The organism is Neoasaia chiangmaiensis (assembly GCF_002005465.1).
Taxonomy (GTDB): Bacteria; Pseudomonadota; Alphaproteobacteria; order Acetobacterales; family Acetobacteraceae; genus Neoasaia; species Neoasaia chiangmaiensis.
In genome coordinates this window covers 3,370,351-3,387,225 of the sequence record NZ_CP014691.1, presented here as the reverse complement: position 1 = coordinate 3,387,225, position 16,875 = coordinate 3,370,351, and the positions used below count along the sequence as shown (strand labels likewise).

The 16,875-nt window shown below is 60.3% G+C and carries 14 protein-coding genes; 5 read left to right on the top strand and 9 right to left on the bottom strand.

Annotation, left to right across the window (positions count from 1 at the left end; all coding sequences use genetic code 11):
* The first annotated feature begins 19 nt into the window (after positions 1-19).
* Both A0U93_RS15945 and A0U93_RS15940 read left to right on the top strand, forming a co-directional pair.
* Positions 20-1,984, top strand: a complete 1,965-nt coding sequence (locus A0U93_RS15945) for an oleate hydratase (RefSeq protein ID WP_077808188.1) — start codon at positions 20-22, stop codon at positions 1,982-1,984.
* 95 nt (positions 1,985-2,079) lie between these two features.
* On the top strand, positions 2,080-2,664 hold the full coding sequence (locus A0U93_RS15940; protein WP_245824964.1) for a TetR/AcrR family transcriptional regulator: 585 nt from the start codon (positions 2,080-2,082) through the stop codon (positions 2,662-2,664).
* Positions 2,665-2,746: 82 nt separating this feature from the next.
* Here A0U93_RS15940 and A0U93_RS15935 read toward each other — a convergent pair whose 3' ends face one another.
* Together A0U93_RS15935 and A0U93_RS15930 are read right to left on the bottom strand one after the other, a co-directional pair.
* Positions 2,747-4,726: an FUSC family protein gene (locus A0U93_RS15935; protein WP_169852791.1), complete on the bottom strand. Its 1,980-nt coding sequence runs from the start codon at positions 4,724-4,726 to the stop codon at positions 2,747-2,749.
* 286 nt (positions 4,727-5,012) lie between these two features.
* Positions 5,013-6,383 carry an NAD-dependent succinate-semialdehyde dehydrogenase gene (locus tag A0U93_RS15930; protein WP_077808185.1) on the bottom strand — a complete coding sequence of 457 codons (1,371 nt, stop codon included), beginning with the start codon at positions 6,381-6,383 and terminating at the stop codon, positions 5,013-5,015.
* A 425-nt stretch (positions 6,384-6,808) separates the two neighbouring features.
* Here A0U93_RS15930 and A0U93_RS15925 point away from each other — a divergent pair, with 425 nt between their 5' ends.
* The 3 genes from A0U93_RS15925 (at position 6,809) to A0U93_RS15915 (ending at position 9,137) form a co-directional block, all read left to right on the top strand.
* Entirely contained in the window at positions 6,809-7,426 is a 618-nt protein-coding gene (locus tag A0U93_RS15925) for a TetR/AcrR family transcriptional regulator (RefSeq protein ID WP_077808184.1), read from the top strand.
* Positions 7,427-7,701: 275 nt separating this feature from the next.
* Complete coding sequence (locus A0U93_RS15920; RefSeq protein ID WP_149026888.1) at positions 7,702-8,121, top strand: hypothetical protein; 420 nt, start codon at positions 7,702-7,704, stop codon at positions 8,119-8,121.
* A 101-nt stretch (positions 8,122-8,222) separates the two neighbouring features.
* Complete coding sequence (locus A0U93_RS15915; RefSeq protein ID WP_077808182.1) at positions 8,223-9,137, top strand: LysR family transcriptional regulator; 915 nt, start codon at positions 8,223-8,225, stop codon at positions 9,135-9,137.
* A gap of 2 nt (positions 9,138-9,139) precedes the next feature.
* On the opposite strand, the gene A0U93_RS15910 is transcribed toward A0U93_RS15915, so the two are convergent.
* From A0U93_RS15910 to trbE, 7 genes are read right to left on the bottom strand one after another with little or no spacing between them, the layout of a single operon-like run.
* The gene (locus tag A0U93_RS15910; protein WP_077808181.1) at positions 9,140-9,373 is read right to left on the bottom strand and encodes a DUF2274 domain-containing protein; all 234 of its coding nucleotides are present in this window, start codon (positions 9,371-9,373) and stop codon (positions 9,140-9,142) included.
* Entirely contained in the window at positions 9,370-10,542 is a 1,173-nt protein-coding gene (locus A0U93_RS15905) for a TrbI/VirB10 family protein (protein ID WP_077808180.1), read from the bottom strand. Before A0U93_RS15905 ends, A0U93_RS15910 begins: the two co-directional genes overlap by 4 nt.
* Positions 10,539-11,540 carry a P-type conjugative transfer protein TrbG gene (trbG, locus tag A0U93_RS15900; protein ID WP_077808179.1) on the bottom strand — a complete coding sequence of 334 codons (1,002 nt, stop codon included), beginning with the start codon at positions 11,538-11,540 and terminating at the stop codon, positions 10,539-10,541. Before trbG ends, A0U93_RS15905 begins: the two co-directional genes overlap by 4 nt.
* Complete coding sequence (gene trbF / locus A0U93_RS15895) at positions 11,537-12,220, bottom strand: conjugal transfer protein TrbF (protein WP_077808178.1); 684 nt, start codon at positions 12,218-12,220, stop codon at positions 11,537-11,539. Before trbF ends, trbG begins: the two co-directional genes overlap by 4 nt.
* A complete protein-coding gene (gene trbL, locus A0U93_RS15890) occupies positions 12,220-13,650 on the bottom strand; it encodes a P-type conjugative transfer protein TrbL (protein WP_077808177.1) in 1,431 nt (476 codons plus the stop codon). The genes trbF and trbL overlap by 1 nt, the downstream gene beginning before the upstream one ends.
* Positions 13,651-13,655: 5 nt before the next feature.
* On the bottom strand, positions 13,656-14,429 hold the full coding sequence (gene trbJ / locus A0U93_RS15885) for a P-type conjugative transfer protein TrbJ (RefSeq protein WP_077808176.1): 774 nt from the start codon (positions 14,427-14,429) through the stop codon (positions 13,656-13,658).
* Complete coding sequence (gene trbE / locus A0U93_RS15880) at positions 14,426-16,867, bottom strand: conjugal transfer protein TrbE (RefSeq protein ID WP_077808175.1); 2,442 nt, start codon at positions 16,865-16,867, stop codon at positions 14,426-14,428. The genes trbJ and trbE overlap by 4 nt, the downstream gene beginning before the upstream one ends.
* Positions 16,868-16,875 lie beyond the last annotated feature (8 nt).

The window sequence follows — 16,875 nt, the reverse complement described above, 5'->3', positions numbered from 1 at the left end:
TGCAAGGGAACAAACCGTCATGAGCGATCACCCCTCTCCCGCGACTCCGGACCGGAATGCCGTTGAAGCCGATGCGGCTTCGACCTTCTGGCGCAAGGGGCCTCAAGACCCGTTGCCGCCGCCAGATATGACGGGGCCGTATATGCGCAACCACCCGGTCCCTGTCGCGCCTGTCGAGGGGCGAAAGGCCTGGATCATTGGAAGCGGTATCGCCGGATTGGCGGCGGCCTTCTATCTGCTCCGTGATGGCAGGATGAACGGTTCCGACATCACCATCCTCGATACGATGGATATCACGGGCGGATCACTCGACGGCGCGGGCGACCCGGAAAAAGGCTACATCATCCGTGGTGGCCGGGAAATGAACTGGAACTACGATAATTTCTGGGATCTGTTTCAGGATGTCCCCGCCCTGGAACTGCCCGAAGGCTATAGTGTCCTGGACGAGTATCGTCTGCTCAACGACCGCGACCCCAATTATTCCAAATCACGACTGATGCACCGGCAAGGAGAGATTCGCGACTTCAGCAAGCTGGGACTCAGCAAGTCGCACCAGTGGGAACTGATCCGCCTGTTGCTGAAACGCAAGGAGGATCTTGATGATATCACGATCGAGGACTACTTCAGCGAGAGCTTCTTCGAGACGAATTTCTGGTACCTGTGGCGATCAATGTTCGCTTTCGAGAACTGGCAGAGCCTTCTCGAAATGAAGCTGTACATGCACCGCTTCCTCGACGCGATCGACGGAATGGCGGACATGTCAGCGCTCGTCTTTCCGAAGTACAACCAGTACGACAGCTTCGTTGTGCCTCTAACCCGCCTTCTGCGAGACAAAGGTGTGACGTTCCAGTTCAACACCCGCGTTCATGACCTCGACCTCGAAACGCGGGGAGAGGAGAAGACCGTCACCGGTCTTCGGGCAACAGTTGATAGTCATGAGACCCTCATTCCTGTTCAGTCTCATGATCTGGTTTTCGCCCTGACAGGCTCCATGACCGAAGGCACGGCCTATGGTGACATGGAGACCGCGCCCATACTGGAACGCGGACTGCACGAGCCCGGTGAGGACAGTGATTGGACCTTGTGGCGCAATCTGGCACGGAAATCTCCCGTCTTCGGCAGACCGGACAAATTTTACGGTGATGTCAGCAGGTCAATGTGGGAGTCCGCCACATTGACCTGCCGCCCGTCCCCCTTCGTCGACAAACTGAAGGAACTTTCGGTCAACGATCCGTATTCGGGCAGGACCGTAACGGGAGGCGTCATCACCTTCACGGACTCGAACTGGGTCCTCAGTTTCACGTGCAATCGCCAGCCTCATTTTCCAGCCCAGCCTGACGATGTGCTGGTGATCTGGGTCTATGCGCTCCTGATGGACAAGGAGGGCAACTACATCAAGAAGACCATGCCGACCTGTACCGGCGCAGAGATCCTCGCGGAACTCTGCTATCACCTTGGCATCGTGAGCGAGTTGAAGGCCGTTGTGGAGAACACGAAGGTCCGCCTCGCCCTGATGCCGTATATCACGGCTCAGTTCATGCCGCGCGCGGCGGGTGATCGTCCCCGTGTCGTGCCCGCGGGATGTACAAATATCGGCCTGCTCGGCCAGTTTGTCGAAACCAGTAACGACATCATCTTTACGATGGAAAGCTCCGTCCGGACCGCCCGCATTGCGGTTTACACACTTCTGGATCTGCCGAAGAAAGTGGCGGACATCAGTCCGGCCCAATACGACATCAGAACCATCATCCGGGCGGCCAGAGCCATCAATAACGGCGAGCCATTCCCGGGGGAGCGCCTGCTGCATCGCCTGCTGGACAAGACCTATTTCGCCCACATCCTCCCTCCTTTGCCGGCGAGTGAGGATGGTGACGGCCCAGGAAAAGATCTGACCTCCTTTTTGGGAAGGGGAGGCGATGCCGTCCATAGGGTGACGACATGGCTTGAGGCGATACGTAACAATCTCGGCTGGAAACGAAAATAGCGTTCGGATAAGCGCATCCGGCTCACCATCGAAACCCAGGCAAGATTATGAGACCCTCCAGACGGGAGATGCAGGAGCAGACCCGCAGCAGATTGATGACGGCTGCCAACGCGGCGATCGCAACCGAAGGCGTTGCGGCGGCGTCGATCCGCCGTATCTGCGAGGCTGCCGGCCATTCTCAGGGCGCGTTCTACTCTAACTTCGCCACCAAGGACGACCTTCTTATCGAGATCATGCGCTCGCATATCGAAGAGGAATCCACTTTGCTCCGGACTCTTCTTACAGGGCCTGAAAGTCCAGATTTGAATGTGGCATTGTCACACCTGTCAGTCCGCCTCGCGGAACTGGCAAGCCAGTCGCAGTGGTCTCTTCTTTCAATCGAGTTGCAACTGCATGCACAGCGCGATGAGCGGTTCGCTGAGCGTTACAATGAATGCAAGGCTGCCTGCCATGCGATGTTTGAGGCTCTTCTCGAAGAACTGGCCAGTGCGCATGGCCTGCGCCTGGTTCTGCCCCCCCGGCAGGTCGCGATCGGGCTGTATGCACTCTGGTCAGGCTTGATCGTTCAGGGCAGCGTGGAAGGCGCACTCAGGCGCGATGAGATATTCCTGGCCTTCTTTCGATCCGTGACGGGCTGCCCGTCAGACCTCGAACGTATGACAGGGTTATCGTCCGGGTGACGGGTTCCTGTCGCCTCCCGGCTCTGTGGCCTTCCTGTCGCGCGACCGCTAACCCGTCCGGCAGCCATCATGCTTCTCTTCGTCAGGCCGCCGCCAGAAGAGGGGATGGGCATCCCGCTCCCCTCTGTACGGCCGCAGCATCCGCCATCACGTGCAGCAGCACCGCCCCCCTGTAGAAGTCCCGAGATTCGGGCAGAGGGATCGTGCCGGCCTGTTGAAACAACCGTCGGGCCGCCAATGCGCTCATGGCGGGCAGGCGGGAGAATTTCGAACGGGCCATGCAGGCCAGGACGGCCTTGATCGGTCGCGACGTGGCGGGAGTGTGTTCGAGAATGTCGTTGAGCCGGATCGCGGCTTCCCCCAGCGTCAGAATCGCCATCATGGCGTCAAACTCCGTGGCTGCCGTCTCCGGCGGGACGTCTGCGCCGGTTTCAAGTTGCGACGTCAGGCGATCCGCCATTCGCGTATACCAGATACCCACGGAATACGATCCCGGCGCGCGACCTATGCGCGCGAGATCCCGGCTGGCAGCTTCGGCCAGACGCCTGCGCACGATCAGCGGGCGAATGGGAAACAGCAGGGCGAAGACAAATCCGCCACAGATCATGCCCAGAAGCAGCGACATGCTGCCGTTGAAAAACGCGACCTCATTCGTTCTCATGGCATTTTGCGGGTCTATGAGGCCCCAGACGAAAATATTGAAAGAAATCCCGAGCGGTGCCGTGCGCGGATGCTGCATGGCTTTGCCGGCCGCAAACAGGAAGGGGGCCAGAATAAGAGCCAGCAGCGGAAAGTCCGAGACGCGGGGGATCAGCACGAAATTGCATAGCATCGCGACAATGCAGGCGCAGAATGTTCCCTTGACCAGTCCGACAGAGGCAATGACCGGCCGGCTGTGTGTTGCGAACAGGGAGCAGACGATACATACGGTGCTGACGAACCCGGCGCCGGCTGGCCAGGCGGTCGTGATCCAGATGACGGCCGACAGGAAGACTGCCGTTGCCGCGCGAATGCCGTTCAGCCAGGCTCCCACCCAATCGACATGAAACCGGTAACGTACCTTCGGAGCGGAGCGGTGCGCCTGGACGAAGGAAACCTGTCCGGCCCGTGCCTCCGCTCTCTCGATCAGCAGTTGCCTCAGCCTATCCAGGGCGGCCAGTGTTTCGAGTGCAGTGCCGTTCGTGACCTCACGAACAAGCTGCGCACGCACGTCATCCGCAAGGTCCAGCAGCGACCGGGACGATGCCTCGGCGTTCAAAAGCGGAATGGTGCGGGTGGCCAGCACACGCACATTATCGTCGATGCCAGGACGCATCAGCCTGTGCAGGCTTTGGGCTGCGGCCAACTGCACCAGAGATCCGACGGAGGACGCATGAACATAGCCCAGCCGGCTCCTGACCTCTTTGGAGGCTGCGGCCGCATAGTGCGCCGACCTTTCAAGATGGACGGCTGACGAGAAAAACCGATGAAGCGTAGGGTACGCTGTCTGATCGGCTGTCAGGAATCCGATACTGAGCTTTGCGGCATCGTCGAGATAGGATTCAAGGAGCTGTCTGACCTCAAGCTCGGGCGAGCCGGGAGCGAGGATCGCGGTGAAGACGGCCTCCACGACTGTCCCGATCACCACATAGCTTGCCCGTGATATCGCGATATCGAAAACGTGGGTGGGATCGGCGACCGCATCAAAAGCCACGATGGCAACAGTGTACCCCGCCAGAACGGCCGCGTATGACCTGAAATTGCGTTGAGCCGTGGCGACGACGGAACACAGGCCAAGCCATAGCGCCAGACTCAGAAAGAAAAGCCCAGGTTCCTGCGGAAAAGCCGCAAGGAGCGCGATACTCACCACTGCTCCTGTTGCTGTCCCGAGAATGCGGTAACGGCTTTTGGACAGACTCATGCCACGATTGCTTTGCGCGACGATCCAGACGGTCGTCCCCGCCCACATCGGACTGTCAAGATGGAGGGAAAAGGCGATGTAAAGGGCCGTCAGCGAGGCAATCGTGGTTCGAAGAGCAAAGCTCCGACCCAGCCCGCGCACAGCAGAGAGTACACTTGCCATACTATTGCTCGGTCGTAGCACTGTGAATGCGCGGAGACATTTGTTCCAGAAAGCGAAGCCTGTCATTGGGGTGATTGCAGCTCGAAAGTCCGGGACCACGAGTGAGTCTGCGTGTTATTTTCCATTGTGTTCAGGACGTCTTTTGCAAGTTTTCACGGATTCAGACGCCCGGCCAACAAAAACCCTGCATCCGATCGGATAGAAGACGGATGAAAAGGAGCCGAATAGTGGCCCCTTTCCATAATTTATTTGCATTATTATCTAAAAAATAATTCCTGTATTACCTTCAGGAAATATAAACCAGCTTATGGTTAACGAATTCATGAAGGCCGAAATCGGCGAGTTCGCGACCATAGCCCGAATTGCCAACGCCCCCGAACGGCACGTCCGGGTAGGATTTTGTCACACCGTTGATGTACACCATGCCGGTTTCGATCCGCTCCGCAACCGAGCGACCCCGTTCGATGTCACGTGTATGCACCGAACCGCCCAGCCCATAGGGAGAATCATTGGCCAGCCGGATCGCCTCGTCCTCGCCGGAAACCGGGTAGATGATCGCGATCGGTCCAAACACTTCCTCATAAAAGATCGGATTATCCTTGGTAACGCCCGTGAGAATGCCGGCTTTCATATAGAATCCCGGCCGGTCGATCCGTTGTCCTCCCGTCAACAGCGTAGCCCCGTGAGCCACGGCCGTCTCGACCTGCGAAAGCGTCCGATTGAGCGCGTCTTCGCTGCTCATGGGGCCATGCGTGACCTCCCCATCCAGAGGGTCTCCGTAGCGAAAAGCGCCCAGAGCCTGCGCAAAACGCTCGGTAAACTCCTCGACCAGAGTATGATGCACGATCATGCGCTTGGGGGCGGCGCAGACCTGCCCGTTATTGGTCATCCGGCCCGCCACGGCCAGAGGCACCACCTTGTCGAGATCCGCATCGTCGAGGACGATGAACGCATCCGACCCGCCCAGTTCCATCGTGCTTTTCTTGATGGCACTTCCTGCCTGGCCGGCAACGGCCTTGCCGGCACGCTCACTCCCGGTCAGGGCGACGCCCCGGACTTCCGGTTGCGCGATAAGGTCAGCGGATTGGTCATTGGTAATGAAAAGATTGGTATAGGTCCCCCGCGGAGCACCAGCTTCATGGAAAAGCTGTTCGAATGCTTCGGCGCACTGAGGCACTCCCGGCGCGTGCTTGACCATGACGACATTCCCGGCCATCAGGTTCGGACCGACGACCCGGGCAAGCTGATAGTACGGAAAGTTCCACGGCTCGATGCAGTAAATGACGCCGAGGGGCTGACACAGAACAAACGCCTCATTCTCGCTCCGGTCGAGACGACGCGGTGCCAGAATTCTGGCCGCTTCCTTCGCATAATAGGCCAGAATGTCGGCAGAAATCCCGACCTCCCACAATGCCTCGGCGAAGACCTTACCCATCTCGACTGAAATCAGCCGGGCAAACCGCTCCTTGTCGCGCCGCAGAATATCAGCGGCACGATTGAGAATGTCGGCTCGCTGTTCAAAGGATCTCAGCTTCCAGTCGTCCAACCATGTCGTGTGGGCCACTTGCAGCCGCTGAGCGACTTCCGCCTGTCCATGCAGGTCGTAAGATTTTTCGAGCTGTCCCGTGGTAGGGTTGATCGTACGATACACAGTCATGGTTCACACTTCCTATATACTGTAAAACGGAAGACAAAGTCACGGAACAGCCAGATAAAACGCGAGGAAACTCTGGAATTTATCTGCATTTTCTTATGTTATTTCCTGATAAATAAGTAATATAACTACGGCAAAGAAAATGCAGACAAAAATACCGGGACCAAAACGAGCCTTACACCACCTGAGAAGCGGTCGATATTTCCATGCACGGCAACCCGACTGGCGCTCCTCCATCGGCAAACATCATCTTTCTTAATTTAAGATGACCGGTCACTTTAATGATGTCAACCCGCCGGGACCAACTGTTCATAATGCGTCCGCTTCCGGTTCGCGTGCCGGGTGATCAATGCCGTCTTGACACGGGGCACCCGTGAGAGATAAATCAAGACGACCGGTCATATGAGAGTTTTGAGGGCCTGTTGGATATGGGATTGCAAGCTACCACACCCCGGCGTGGTCCTAAGCCGCGCCCCGAAACGCGCCTCAACCTGATCCGCGCTGGCGGGAAGCTGCTTCACGAGAGCGGCTACGCGGCGACGGGAATCAAGGACATCGTTGACGCCGCCAACGTCCCGAAGGGCTCGTTTTATAATCACTTCGCGAGCAAGGAAGAGTTCGGTCGGGAAGTGGTGGATGCCTATTTTGGCAACAACCTTGCCGAGCTGAGGTCAGTGCTGACTGATCCGGACGTCGCACCGATGGTACGGCTCCAGAATTATTTCGACGAGCGCATCCGGGGCTTTGAGACCAGCGGATATGTGCGCGGCTGCATGCTGGGCAATCTGAGTCTCGAAGTGGCGGACCAGAGTGCGATTATTCGCTCCTGCCTTTCGGGCCATTTCAAAACCTGGGGGGGGCTTTTCGAGCAGTGTATCGCGGACGCTCAACACCAGAAAGCCATCCTCAATGACGCTCCACCGGCGCAGTTGGCGCAGTTCCTGCTGAATGGATGGGAGGGAGCTATCTTGCGCATGCGCGTCGAAAAAAGTGACGCTCCACTCAAGAACTTTGTTCAAACCGTCTTTGAGTTTATTTTGAAATAAATACATCACTACCAAGTCTAGATTTTATATAAAAAATAAACCGTATAATATTTTTTATATAGTAAATGCATGATAGTTTTTGTGTTTATAGGTCATACTATTTAAATAATATGACCTATTTATAAATTTATACCTCCTCAATCAATTAACCCAACTCAGATCGAAAAACCACCTATGTAAAATGCAAATTTCTTCAGTAGTCGCTTCCGAGTATAGGAAATCCAGAGATTCTGGTCGGAACGTCTTTTGCTGCATGGTCAGAGATGGGCATCCGCATGGAGTATATCAGCCTGCAAAATTCGGCGACGCTTCGAGCCATTCTTAGGAAAGGTGCCACAATGGGCAACGCTATAGCCGGCCTCAAAGCGCGGGCATCAGAGCTTTCCGCTGGTTACAGCTATGACTGGCAGTCCGACGCCCAGCAATACGTGCAGAAGAGCAAACTGCTCGTCTTCTCCCTTCAAATTCGGGCTGATCGCGCTGATCGGCCTCGTCAGCAACCACGGCATCCTGATCGTGGGGTCGCCAACGGGCTTCTGTACCGAGACCATCTCAACCGGGGGATGGCAAACGGAACTGCGACGGACATTCATGTCCAGCCGGTTATCATGGCCACCGGCGTGGTGGTGGTGATGGAGTTGCTGCTGCCGATCATGGCGCCGAATTACGCAGTTGCTACATGTTGGGGATGGTAATCTTCAGCGGCATGATCGGCAGCATAACCATAACGCTCTTCGTGCAGCCCTCTGTCTATACGGTCATCACGCCGCGCCGTGTCCGGGCTGGGTGACCGGTAATGCGGCGCCCTCCATTCGATTTGTGGCAACTGCTATGCGTGCGGGCGATCGCCGAGCATGGCAGTATCCATGGCGCGGCGCGTTTCCTAAATACCCGACAATCCGCCGTCAGCCGATCCCTGCACAACCTGGAGGAACGGCTTGATGTCCGGCTGTTCACCCGCTCTCCGGCCGGTGCTACACCAACTGCGTTCGGAAGGGAATTCATCCGCTGGAGCCAGACGATCCTGGACAATGTGGCCGGCATGAACGCCCGCGCTCGGCGGACGGGCAAGGGCGAGAATGGCCAGATCTCTATCGGTATCCAGACCTGCGTCCTGCCCGGAAGACTCTCGACCTTCACGGCAGACTTCCGCGCCACTCACCCCGATATCGTCTTTCGCTATTCCGAGGGTACAGGCAAGAGGCTGCTGCGCCGGCTCCAGCGCGGGCAGATCGATTTCGCGGTCGTCACCCGCCGCAACCTGGTCCCTGCGTTACGGGTCACGCCTCTGTGGAGCGACCGCATCGTGGCCGCACTCCCCCCTGATCATCCCCTGGCAACACGACCGGAAGTATCCTGGACAGACCTGCGTCACGGGACGTTCCTCACGGGACGCGACAACGCGGGTCAGGACTTCGAGGCACTCATCCAGCGCAAGCTCGGGGAAACCGGCATCCGCCCAAAGATCCAGCGTCATGATATCGGCAGCAACAGGATCGTCGCACTCGTCCAGAACAACGAAGGCGTCGCCCTGCTTCCCGCCTCGTGGCTACCGCTGATCCGCGATCGGCATGGCCATGACATCGCGATCACGGAAATCCGGGACGCGGATGGCTCCTCCCATCTGGAATTCGGGATCGTCTGGCGGCCAGACAATGAAAATCCCTGCGCCCGGAGCTTCGCCCGATATGTCGAAGACAACAGACGATGAAGCTACTTTTCTGACGACGGTCCTTTTTCCTTTCTCCGTGCCCTGGCGAACCCCTTGTCCGACATCATGAACTGCCGGAGCATGGGCGCGACCAGCCGGGCCGGGTCCATCGCCCCATCGTTGCCGGAAAGAAGTGCCGCATAGGCAAGCAGATCGCGATGGATGTCGGGGGGTAACGCCACGGTCATTCTGACCGGCTTCTCATCGGGAAGTTCCCGGATTTTCAGGTCCGTCATCGTATCTGTCCTTGGCTCCGATAAGGTTTGAGTAGCAGGTCGTGCCCGACAAGCACGGTGAACGGCAGCCCCGGCCGGTCGGTCAGGGTTGGCTGGACGTTGAGGCTGCGATCGATCAGGCGGTTGCCGACCATGGAGAAGCCGTTGCTGGCGCCGGAGCGGATCGCCTGGGCCAGATTGTTTTCGCTCTGGCTGGTTCCCGCCTCTGACCCCACGCTGAGCAGGGTCGTGACCAGAGCGGCTTTGAACAACTGCCCCCAGTGGTTGTTCACCTCATCAGACAGGCCAGACTGGCCGATGGCGTCGCCACCAGGCAGCTTCTCCAGCACGAGGCTCTCGCCATCGGGGAAGATCAGCCGCGTCCAGATGATCTGCGTGCGCTGCTGCCCGAAGAAAATCCCACTGTTATAGGCCCCGAACAGCAGGCTCCCCTGGGGGATCAGAAGATAGCGGCCGGTCGGGCTGTCATAGACGTTCTGCGTAACGTGCCCCACGATCTGGCCCGGCAGATCGGAACTGATCTTCGTGTTCAGCGCGCCGGCAATCACCGTACCGGCCTGTAGGATATAGGGCGAGGCAGGCAGCGCAATGCGATCCGGGCTGGTCGTCGCGCGATCAGGCTGCCCGTCCAGAAAGGCGAGGTTTCCAGCCTGTGGTCCGGCCGTAGTGGACGCCCGCCCCTGAGAGGCAGGAGCGCCCGGTGCGGGCAGCGTCGCCTGTTTGCCGGCGCGGTCACGTTCCCCCGTCTGCACGAACAGCCGGCTGGCAATCGCCGCTTCGACCTCCTGCGTGGCACGGCGGTCCTCCCCGCCTGATGCGACTTTCCCCTGCCCCTGCACCTTCAGAATGGTGTGTCCCAGATCGCCGGGCAGAGCAGGACCGAGCTTCGGCACACCGTTGCCGACATAATCGGACGGCAGCCCCGCCAGCCCATCAGCCGACGGGCGCACATCCGTGTCCTGGGTGGCAGCCGGTGGCGCTTTGTGGCTGCTGTTCTCCAGCGCGTAGCCAAGTGCGAGACCAATGGCGAGCATCCCTGCCCCACCGAGCGCCCAGACAACGGTGCGGTTAAGACGCACCACGCGCGGCCGTTCCGCCCGCAGGCGCAGATCGGGCGGTGGGATCGGGGCCGTGGAAGATCCTCCGGTTGTCGGAGCCTCCCCAGTCATGTCCGCCGCCCGTCGGTGCGTACGATGCGCACCCGCTGCTCGGAATGCTTGTCTCCCAGTCGGAGTTCGGCGGCGGCAAACAGGCGATCGACGATCATCCAGTTCTGTCGCACGCGATAGTTGACCAGTTCCGGACCGCCATCGGCTCCCAGAACGAACAGAGGCGGCAGTTCGCCCTGCCCTATCCCGGCCGGGAAAGCGATATAGACCTTATGACCGTCATCGAAGGCGCGGCTCGGAAGCCAGGGCGGTGTTCCGCCTTTCACCGGCTGGATGGCGTAACGAAAATTCAGGGCGTCGAGATTGAGACCCGTTTCAACGGGCGCTTCGTCCTCTGCCGCACTATCCTGCCGGTGCAGGGCAATGAGATCATCCTCGGGATAGTCCCACGATACCGACGCCATATAGGTCGCGGGCGTGGAGCGCAGTTCCGCCAGATAGGTGCGCCGATCCGTGTTGACGATTAGGTTGGTGGTGAGGTCCGGCCGCGTCGGCTTGACCAGGATATGGATGCGTTTCGTCGCTCCTGCCCCGCTTTCGGTATCGCCAATAATCCAGCGCACGGTGTCACCTGCTGCCACGGGGCCAGTGCCGACCAGCTTTTCGCCCTGCTGGAGCATGATGTCGGTGATCTCGCCCGGCGAGGCATAGACCTGATAGAGAGCACCGGGGCTGTAGGGATAGACCTGCACCGCGTTAATGAAGCCCGCACGCGTGGGCTGGATGCGGGCCGCCAGATTGGCCTGTGTCACACGCGCTGTGGGGTCGGCGACTTCGGGGGCCGGATGGACCGCGCGTCGTGACAGCAACGGCTTGAGCTGCCCCGGCAACGGGAGAGGCTGTGGCACCTCCACCACCCGTACGGGCTTCGGCGGGTCCGGCAGACGTGTCGCCTGCACGGCGTCATCGTAGCGAATGACAGGCTGATGATACTGCCCCGAGCAGGCGGACAGGGCGAGCAGCGTCAGCGGCAACGCGCGCACGATCATGCGGATCATTGACCCAACTCCTTCGACCAGTTGATGGCGGAGACGAAAATCCCGAGTGGATTGCGGCGAAGATGATCGGCATCGCGGGGCGTGCGCAGAACGACGGAGACGATGGCGGTCCAGCGTTCGGTGCCGGTGAACGCCCCGTCGCGGTAATGGCGTTCCGTCCAGGCAACGCGGAAGCTGCCGGGCGAAGCGCGGATGACCGAGGCGATGTCCACCTCGACCTGTTCGTGCCCGATGCGCGAGAATGGATCATTGAGGCGGGCATAATCGTTAAGCGCCTGGGCGCCCGACGTGGTGGTGAAATCATAGGCGCGCAGCCAGTTCTGCCGGACCACCACGGGGTCTGACGACAGGGCGCGCACGTCATGAACGAACTGCGCCAGATACCAGGCGATCTGCGGATCGGCGGGCATATAGCTCGCTGTCGCGGGGGCCACGACCTGCGCCTGCCCCAGATGATCCACCTGCACCACCCACGGCGTGATGGTGCCGCGCGCGGACTGCCAGACCAGCCCGGCCCCGAGCCCCGCTGACAGGAACAGGCTACCAAAGGCCATGAGCCGCCAGTTGTGGGCCTGGATGCGGGCATTCCCAATACGCTCGTCCCAGATCTGGGCGGCTTTCTGATAGGGCGTGACAGGCTCGGGTGTGGTCCCGTAGCGGGTGGTGGAGCGACGGAACATCATTCTTTCTCCGAGAGATCGATTGAGGAAGATCCGCCCCCGCCGTCGGCGGAGCGAATGACATGCGCGGCCTCGGCAGCATGGGCGGCGGCGTTACGGCGCTTCATCTTCTGAGCCCAGCGGGGCGGTTCGCCGGAACCGCCACCATCTCCACCAGACGGACCCTCACCGGTAGGGCCACCACCCGTGGGGCCACCCCCTTCTCCGGCAGGACCACCCCCACCTGATGGAAACGGCCCGCTGCCACCGGTTTCATCACCTTCCTTGCCACCGCTCATCCCGCGCGCGGCCCAGCGTCCACCGGCGGCATAGCTTTCTTCGAGGGATGAACCGGCACGTGAGGCCGCTCCTTTGACGGCATTCGCGACATTCCCACCGACGGCCCGGCCCATGCCTCCGATCCCAGCAGCCATGCTGCCCGCACCACCTGATGCGCCGGCGGCTCCGGCCGAATAGGCGGAAGTGGCTGCCCCTGCGATCGCAGCCCCTCCCCGCGCGGCGGCTGCGGTCGCACCGAGGGCTGCGGCACCACCGGAGGCAGCAGCCCCGACACCGGCCGCCGCAGCAGCACCCATGGCACCGACGGCCATGCCAGTACCGACGGCCGCACCGGCCCCAAGCTGGGGAGCGCCGGAGATCAGGCCATTGGCGATGCTGCCGCCAAAAATGGACAGACCGACAATCGCCAACGAGGCCAGCACCACCGACACGGCCTGGCCGATGGTCGGCACATCGCTGCCATAGGACGTCGTAAACTGCCTGAAGAGCACCGAGGCAATGGCGGAAATGACCGCCAGCACCATGATCTTCACACCCGAGGAGACGACATTGCCCAGCACCTTCTCGGCGAGGAAAGCCGTACGATTGAACAGGGCGAAGGGGATCAGGATGAAACCCGCCAGCGTGGTCAGCTTGAACTCGATCAGCGCCACGAAAAGCTGCACGGCGAGGATGAAAAAGGCTGCCAGCACGATCAGCCAGGACAGACACAGCACGAAGATCTGGATGAAGTTGGTAAAGAAGGCGACCGGACCAAGGAGATTGTGGACCGAGTCCAGAAGCGGCTGCGCTGCCGTAAATCCGGTCGAGGCCAGCCGGCCGGGCCGCAGGAAATCACCCAGTGCGAGACTCCCGCCTCCGACCTTCAGGCCGAGGGCCGCGAAACTGTCAAAGACGATCTTCGAGAGCGCATCGAAATCGTTGATGATCCAGGCAAAGAACCCGATATAAAGCGTCTTCTTCACCAGACGCTGGATGATGTCCTCATCCGCCGCCCACGCCCAGAACAGGCCAGCCAGCGCAATGTCCAGCACCGACAGAGTGCCCGCCAGCGAGATCACATTCCCCTTCACGAGACCGAAGCCGGTATCGATGGTGGTGGTGAAGGTGTTCAGGAAGCTATCGATAACGCCGACGTCATTGGTCGCCATGGCCGTCAGTTCCCGCTGCTGCCGAACATGGAAATGGCGGTCGGGCTATAGGCATTATATTGGGAAAAATGCCGGTACTGCGACGCACTTTCCGCCTCGGTGGCCGCCTGCCGTGCCCGCTCCAGATCGGCGGCCCTGCCATTCGCGGACAACACGGCGATGACGTCCGAGAGCTGGCGGGATTGCAGGGCGAGAAGCTGGTTTCCCGCCTGTGCCGCCTGTAGCGCCCCGGCTGAACTCTGGCTCGCCGAGACCAGTTGCGTCATGGCCGAGCTGTCGCTGGGGATGTTTCCTACCACCCGAGCCTGAAGCTTCAGGGCGTCCTCGAACCCGCCGACGGAATTCTGCCACCGTGTCTGTGCCTGGCTGAACAGGGCGCTGTCCGACATCGAGGAGGAGATCGACGTATAGGCCTGCTGGTATTGCTGCTCGACCAAGGTCACCGAATAAGCGATGTTCTGCGCCTGCGCGAGCAAGGCTGTCGTCTGGGAAATCGTCGATTGCAGCGTCGACAATGTCGACAGGGGCAGCAGGGCGAGGTTCTTCGCCTGGTTGACCAGCATCTGCGCCTGATTGGCGAGAGACGTGATCTGGTTGTCGATCTGCTGCAATTCCCGCGCCGCGATCAGCACGGTCTGGACATGCGCAGCCCCATCGTAGACCGCCCATTGCGCGTGGGCGGGCACGATTGGCGCGATAAACCCTAGGGCGGCTCCAAGGACCGCCACACGTCCGGGACGGAAATATTTTACCCGGATATGGAAAAGTTTTTCCATCATGACACGTCCCCTTCCCGCAGAGGGTCCGCAGCCCATGACACGCCACGCACGTCGAACCAGGCCGGGAGAAAGCCGTCTGGCCCGTGTTCCGCCAGCACACTGTCGATCAACCGGTGATCGTCCTTGCCGGATGCCGCGCACAGCGCCAGGGCAACAGGACCGAGCCCCAGTTCGAACAGGCGATTGCCGCGTTGCGTCTGACAGTAATACTCCCGCTTCGATGCCGCGCGGGCGATGATGGCGATCTGCTGGTCGTTCAGGCCGAAATCCCGATAGAGCGCCATGATCTGAGGCTCGATCGCCCGCTCGTTCGGCAGAAAGATGCGCGTGGGGCAGCTTTCCACTACGGCCGGGGCGATCGGAGAATTGGCGATGTCCGACAGGGACTGCGTGGCGAAGATGACGCTGGCGTTCTTCTTGCGCAGGGTTTTCAGCCACTCCCGGAGCTGGCCGGCGAAATCGCCGTCATCCAGCACCAGCCAGCCCTCGTCGATCACCAGCAGGGTCGGCCGGCCATCCAGACGGCCCTCAATGCGGTGAAACAGATAGGACAACACGGGAGACGCTGCGCCGGAACCGATCAGACCTTCCGTCTCGAAGACCACGACATCATCATCTCCCAGACGTTCGGTGTCAGCGTCGAGCAGGCGACCATAGGGGCCACCGAGACAGTAGGGCGCCATCGCCTGCTTCAGCGCATTCGACTGGAGCAGTGCGACCATGCCGGACAGGGTCCGTTCATGAACGGGTGACGACGCCAGGGAATTCAGGGCTGACCAGAGGTGAGACTTCACCTCCGGGGTGAGCGTTACGCTCTCACCGACAAGGATCTGCCCCAGCCATTCACTGGCCCATTTGCGCTCGTCGAGATCGTCAATCTGTGCCAGCGGCTGAAGCGATACACTGCCACCCTGTTCTCCCGACAGATCATCATCGGTTAAGCCGCCACCGAGATCGTGCCAGTCGCCTCCCATTGCCAATGTTGCAGCGCGCATCGACCCGCCAAAATCGAAGGCGAAAATCTGCGATCCCGCATAGCGCCGGAACTGCAACGCCATCAGCGCCAGCAGGACAGATTTGCCAGCACCCGTTGGTCCCGCGATCAGCGTATGACCCACATCGCCGACATGAAGGGAAAACCGGAACGGTGTGGCACCCGCCGTCCTGCCATAGAACAGCGGCGCTGCCCTGAAATGCCCATCCTGTTCCGGCCCAGCCCACACGGCAGAGAGCGGAATCATATGCGCCAGATTCAGGGTCGAGACCGGGGGCTGGCGGACATTGGCGTAGACATGACCTGGCAACGATCCCAGCCACGCCTCAACCGCGTTGAGGCTTTCCGCCATGCAGGTGAAGTCGCGCCCCTGGATGATCTTTTCGACCAGCCGGAGCTTTTCCGCCGCTATGCTGGCGCTGCCATCCCACACCGTCATCGTGGCCGTGATGTAAGCCTGCCCGACATCATCCGCGCCCAGCGACTGCAAGGCGAGGTCGGCATCAGCCGCCTTGTTGGCGGCATCATTGTCCACGAGGACCGAGGCCTCGTTGGTCATCACTTCCCGGACAATGGCCGCAATACTCTTGCGCTTTGCAAACCATTGCCGACGGATTTTCGTCAGCACCTTCGTGGCGTCCGTCTTGTCCAGCAGGATCGCACGGGTGGACCAGCGATAGGGCATGGCCAGTCGATTCAGTTCGTCGAGGATTCCGGGAAAGGTGCGGCTGGGGAAACCCGTTATGGTCAGGGTTTTCAGATACGCATCGCCGAGCTTCGGTTCCAGACCGCCAGAGAGCGGCTGGTCCACCAGCAAGGCGTCCAGATGCATGGGAATTTCTGGCACCCTGACCCGCTGGTTCCGGGCCGAGATCGTGCTGTGCAGATAAGTCAGGGTTTCGCCGTCATCGAGCCATGCCGCCTCGGGCATGAACCCGTCCAGCAGGGCCAGCATCCGATCCGTGCGGTCCACGAATGCATGGAGCACGCCATGCGGGTCCGGCCCGTCACGCTCCCGGCCCTCATAAAGAAAACGCTCGGCACGGCCTGACGATTCCGCCGGTGGTAGCCAGACCAGGGTCAGGAAATACCGGCTCTCGAAATGCGCCCCTTCATCCTCGAACTGCTCCCGGCGTTCGAGATCGACCATCTGGCTGGCCGCGTCGGGGAAATCGCTCTCGGGATAGAGCGTCGCCGGCATCCGCTGTGCTTCCACGAACACGGCCCAGCCCGAGCCCAGACGGCGCAGGGCATTGTTCAGTCGGCCGGTGACCCCAACCAGTTCCGCTGGCGTGGCACTGTCCAGATCGGGACCACGGATACGGGCCGTCCGCTGGAAGGAACCGTCCTTGTTCAGGACAACGCCTTTTCCGACCAGCGCGGCCCATGGGAGAAAATCCGACAGGAGGGCAGCACGGTTGCGATATTCCCCAAGGGACATCATGGCCGATC

Excerpts from the sequence above, each read along its gene's own strand:
- A0U93_RS15935 (WP_169852791.1), bottom strand. The coding sequence starts at position 4,726 with ATGGCAAGTGTACTCTCTGCTGTGCGCGGGCTGGGTCGGAGCTTTGCT.
- trbJ (WP_077808176.1), bottom strand. The coding sequence starts at position 14,429 with ATGATGGAAAAACTTTTCCATATCCGGGTAAAATATTTCCGTCCCGGA.
- A0U93_RS15925 (WP_077808184.1), top strand. The coding sequence starts at position 6,809 with ATGGGATTGCAAGCTACCACACCCCGGCGTGGTCCTAAGCCGCGCCCC.
- A0U93_RS15945 (WP_077808188.1), top strand. The coding sequence starts at position 20 with ATGAGCGATCACCCCTCTCCCGCGACTCCGGACCGGAATGCCGTTGAA.
- A0U93_RS15910 (WP_077808181.1), bottom strand. The coding sequence starts at position 9,373 with ATGACGGACCTGAAAATCCGGGAACTTCCCGATGAGAAGCCGGTCAGA.
- trbE (WP_077808175.1), bottom strand. The coding sequence starts at position 16,867 with ATGATGTCCCTTGGGGAATATCGCAACCGTGCTGCCCTCCTGTCGGAT.
- A0U93_RS15920 (WP_149026888.1), top strand. The coding sequence starts at position 7,702 with ATGGAGTATATCAGCCTGCAAAATTCGGCGACGCTTCGAGCCATTCTT.
- trbL (WP_077808177.1), bottom strand. The coding sequence starts at position 13,650 with ATGGCGACCAATGACGTCGGCGTTATCGATAGCTTCCTGAACACCTTC.
- A0U93_RS15940 (WP_245824964.1), top strand. The coding sequence starts at position 2,080 with ATGACGGCTGCCAACGCGGCGATCGCAACCGAAGGCGTTGCGGCGGCG.
- trbG (WP_077808179.1), bottom strand. The coding sequence starts at position 11,540 with ATGATCCGCATGATCGTGCGCGCGTTGCCGCTGACGCTGCTCGCCCTG.
- A0U93_RS15905 (WP_077808180.1), bottom strand. The coding sequence starts at position 10,542 with ATGACTGGGGAGGCTCCGACAACCGGAGGATCTTCCACGGCCCCGATC.
- A0U93_RS15930 (WP_077808185.1), bottom strand. The coding sequence starts at position 6,383 with ATGACTGTGTATCGTACGATCAACCCTACCACGGGACAGCTCGAAAAA.
- trbF (WP_077808178.1), bottom strand. The coding sequence starts at position 12,220 with ATGTTCCGTCGCTCCACCACCCGCTACGGGACCACACCCGAGCCTGTC.
- A0U93_RS15915 (WP_077808182.1), top strand. The coding sequence starts at position 8,223 with ATGCGGCGCCCTCCATTCGATTTGTGGCAACTGCTATGCGTGCGGGCG.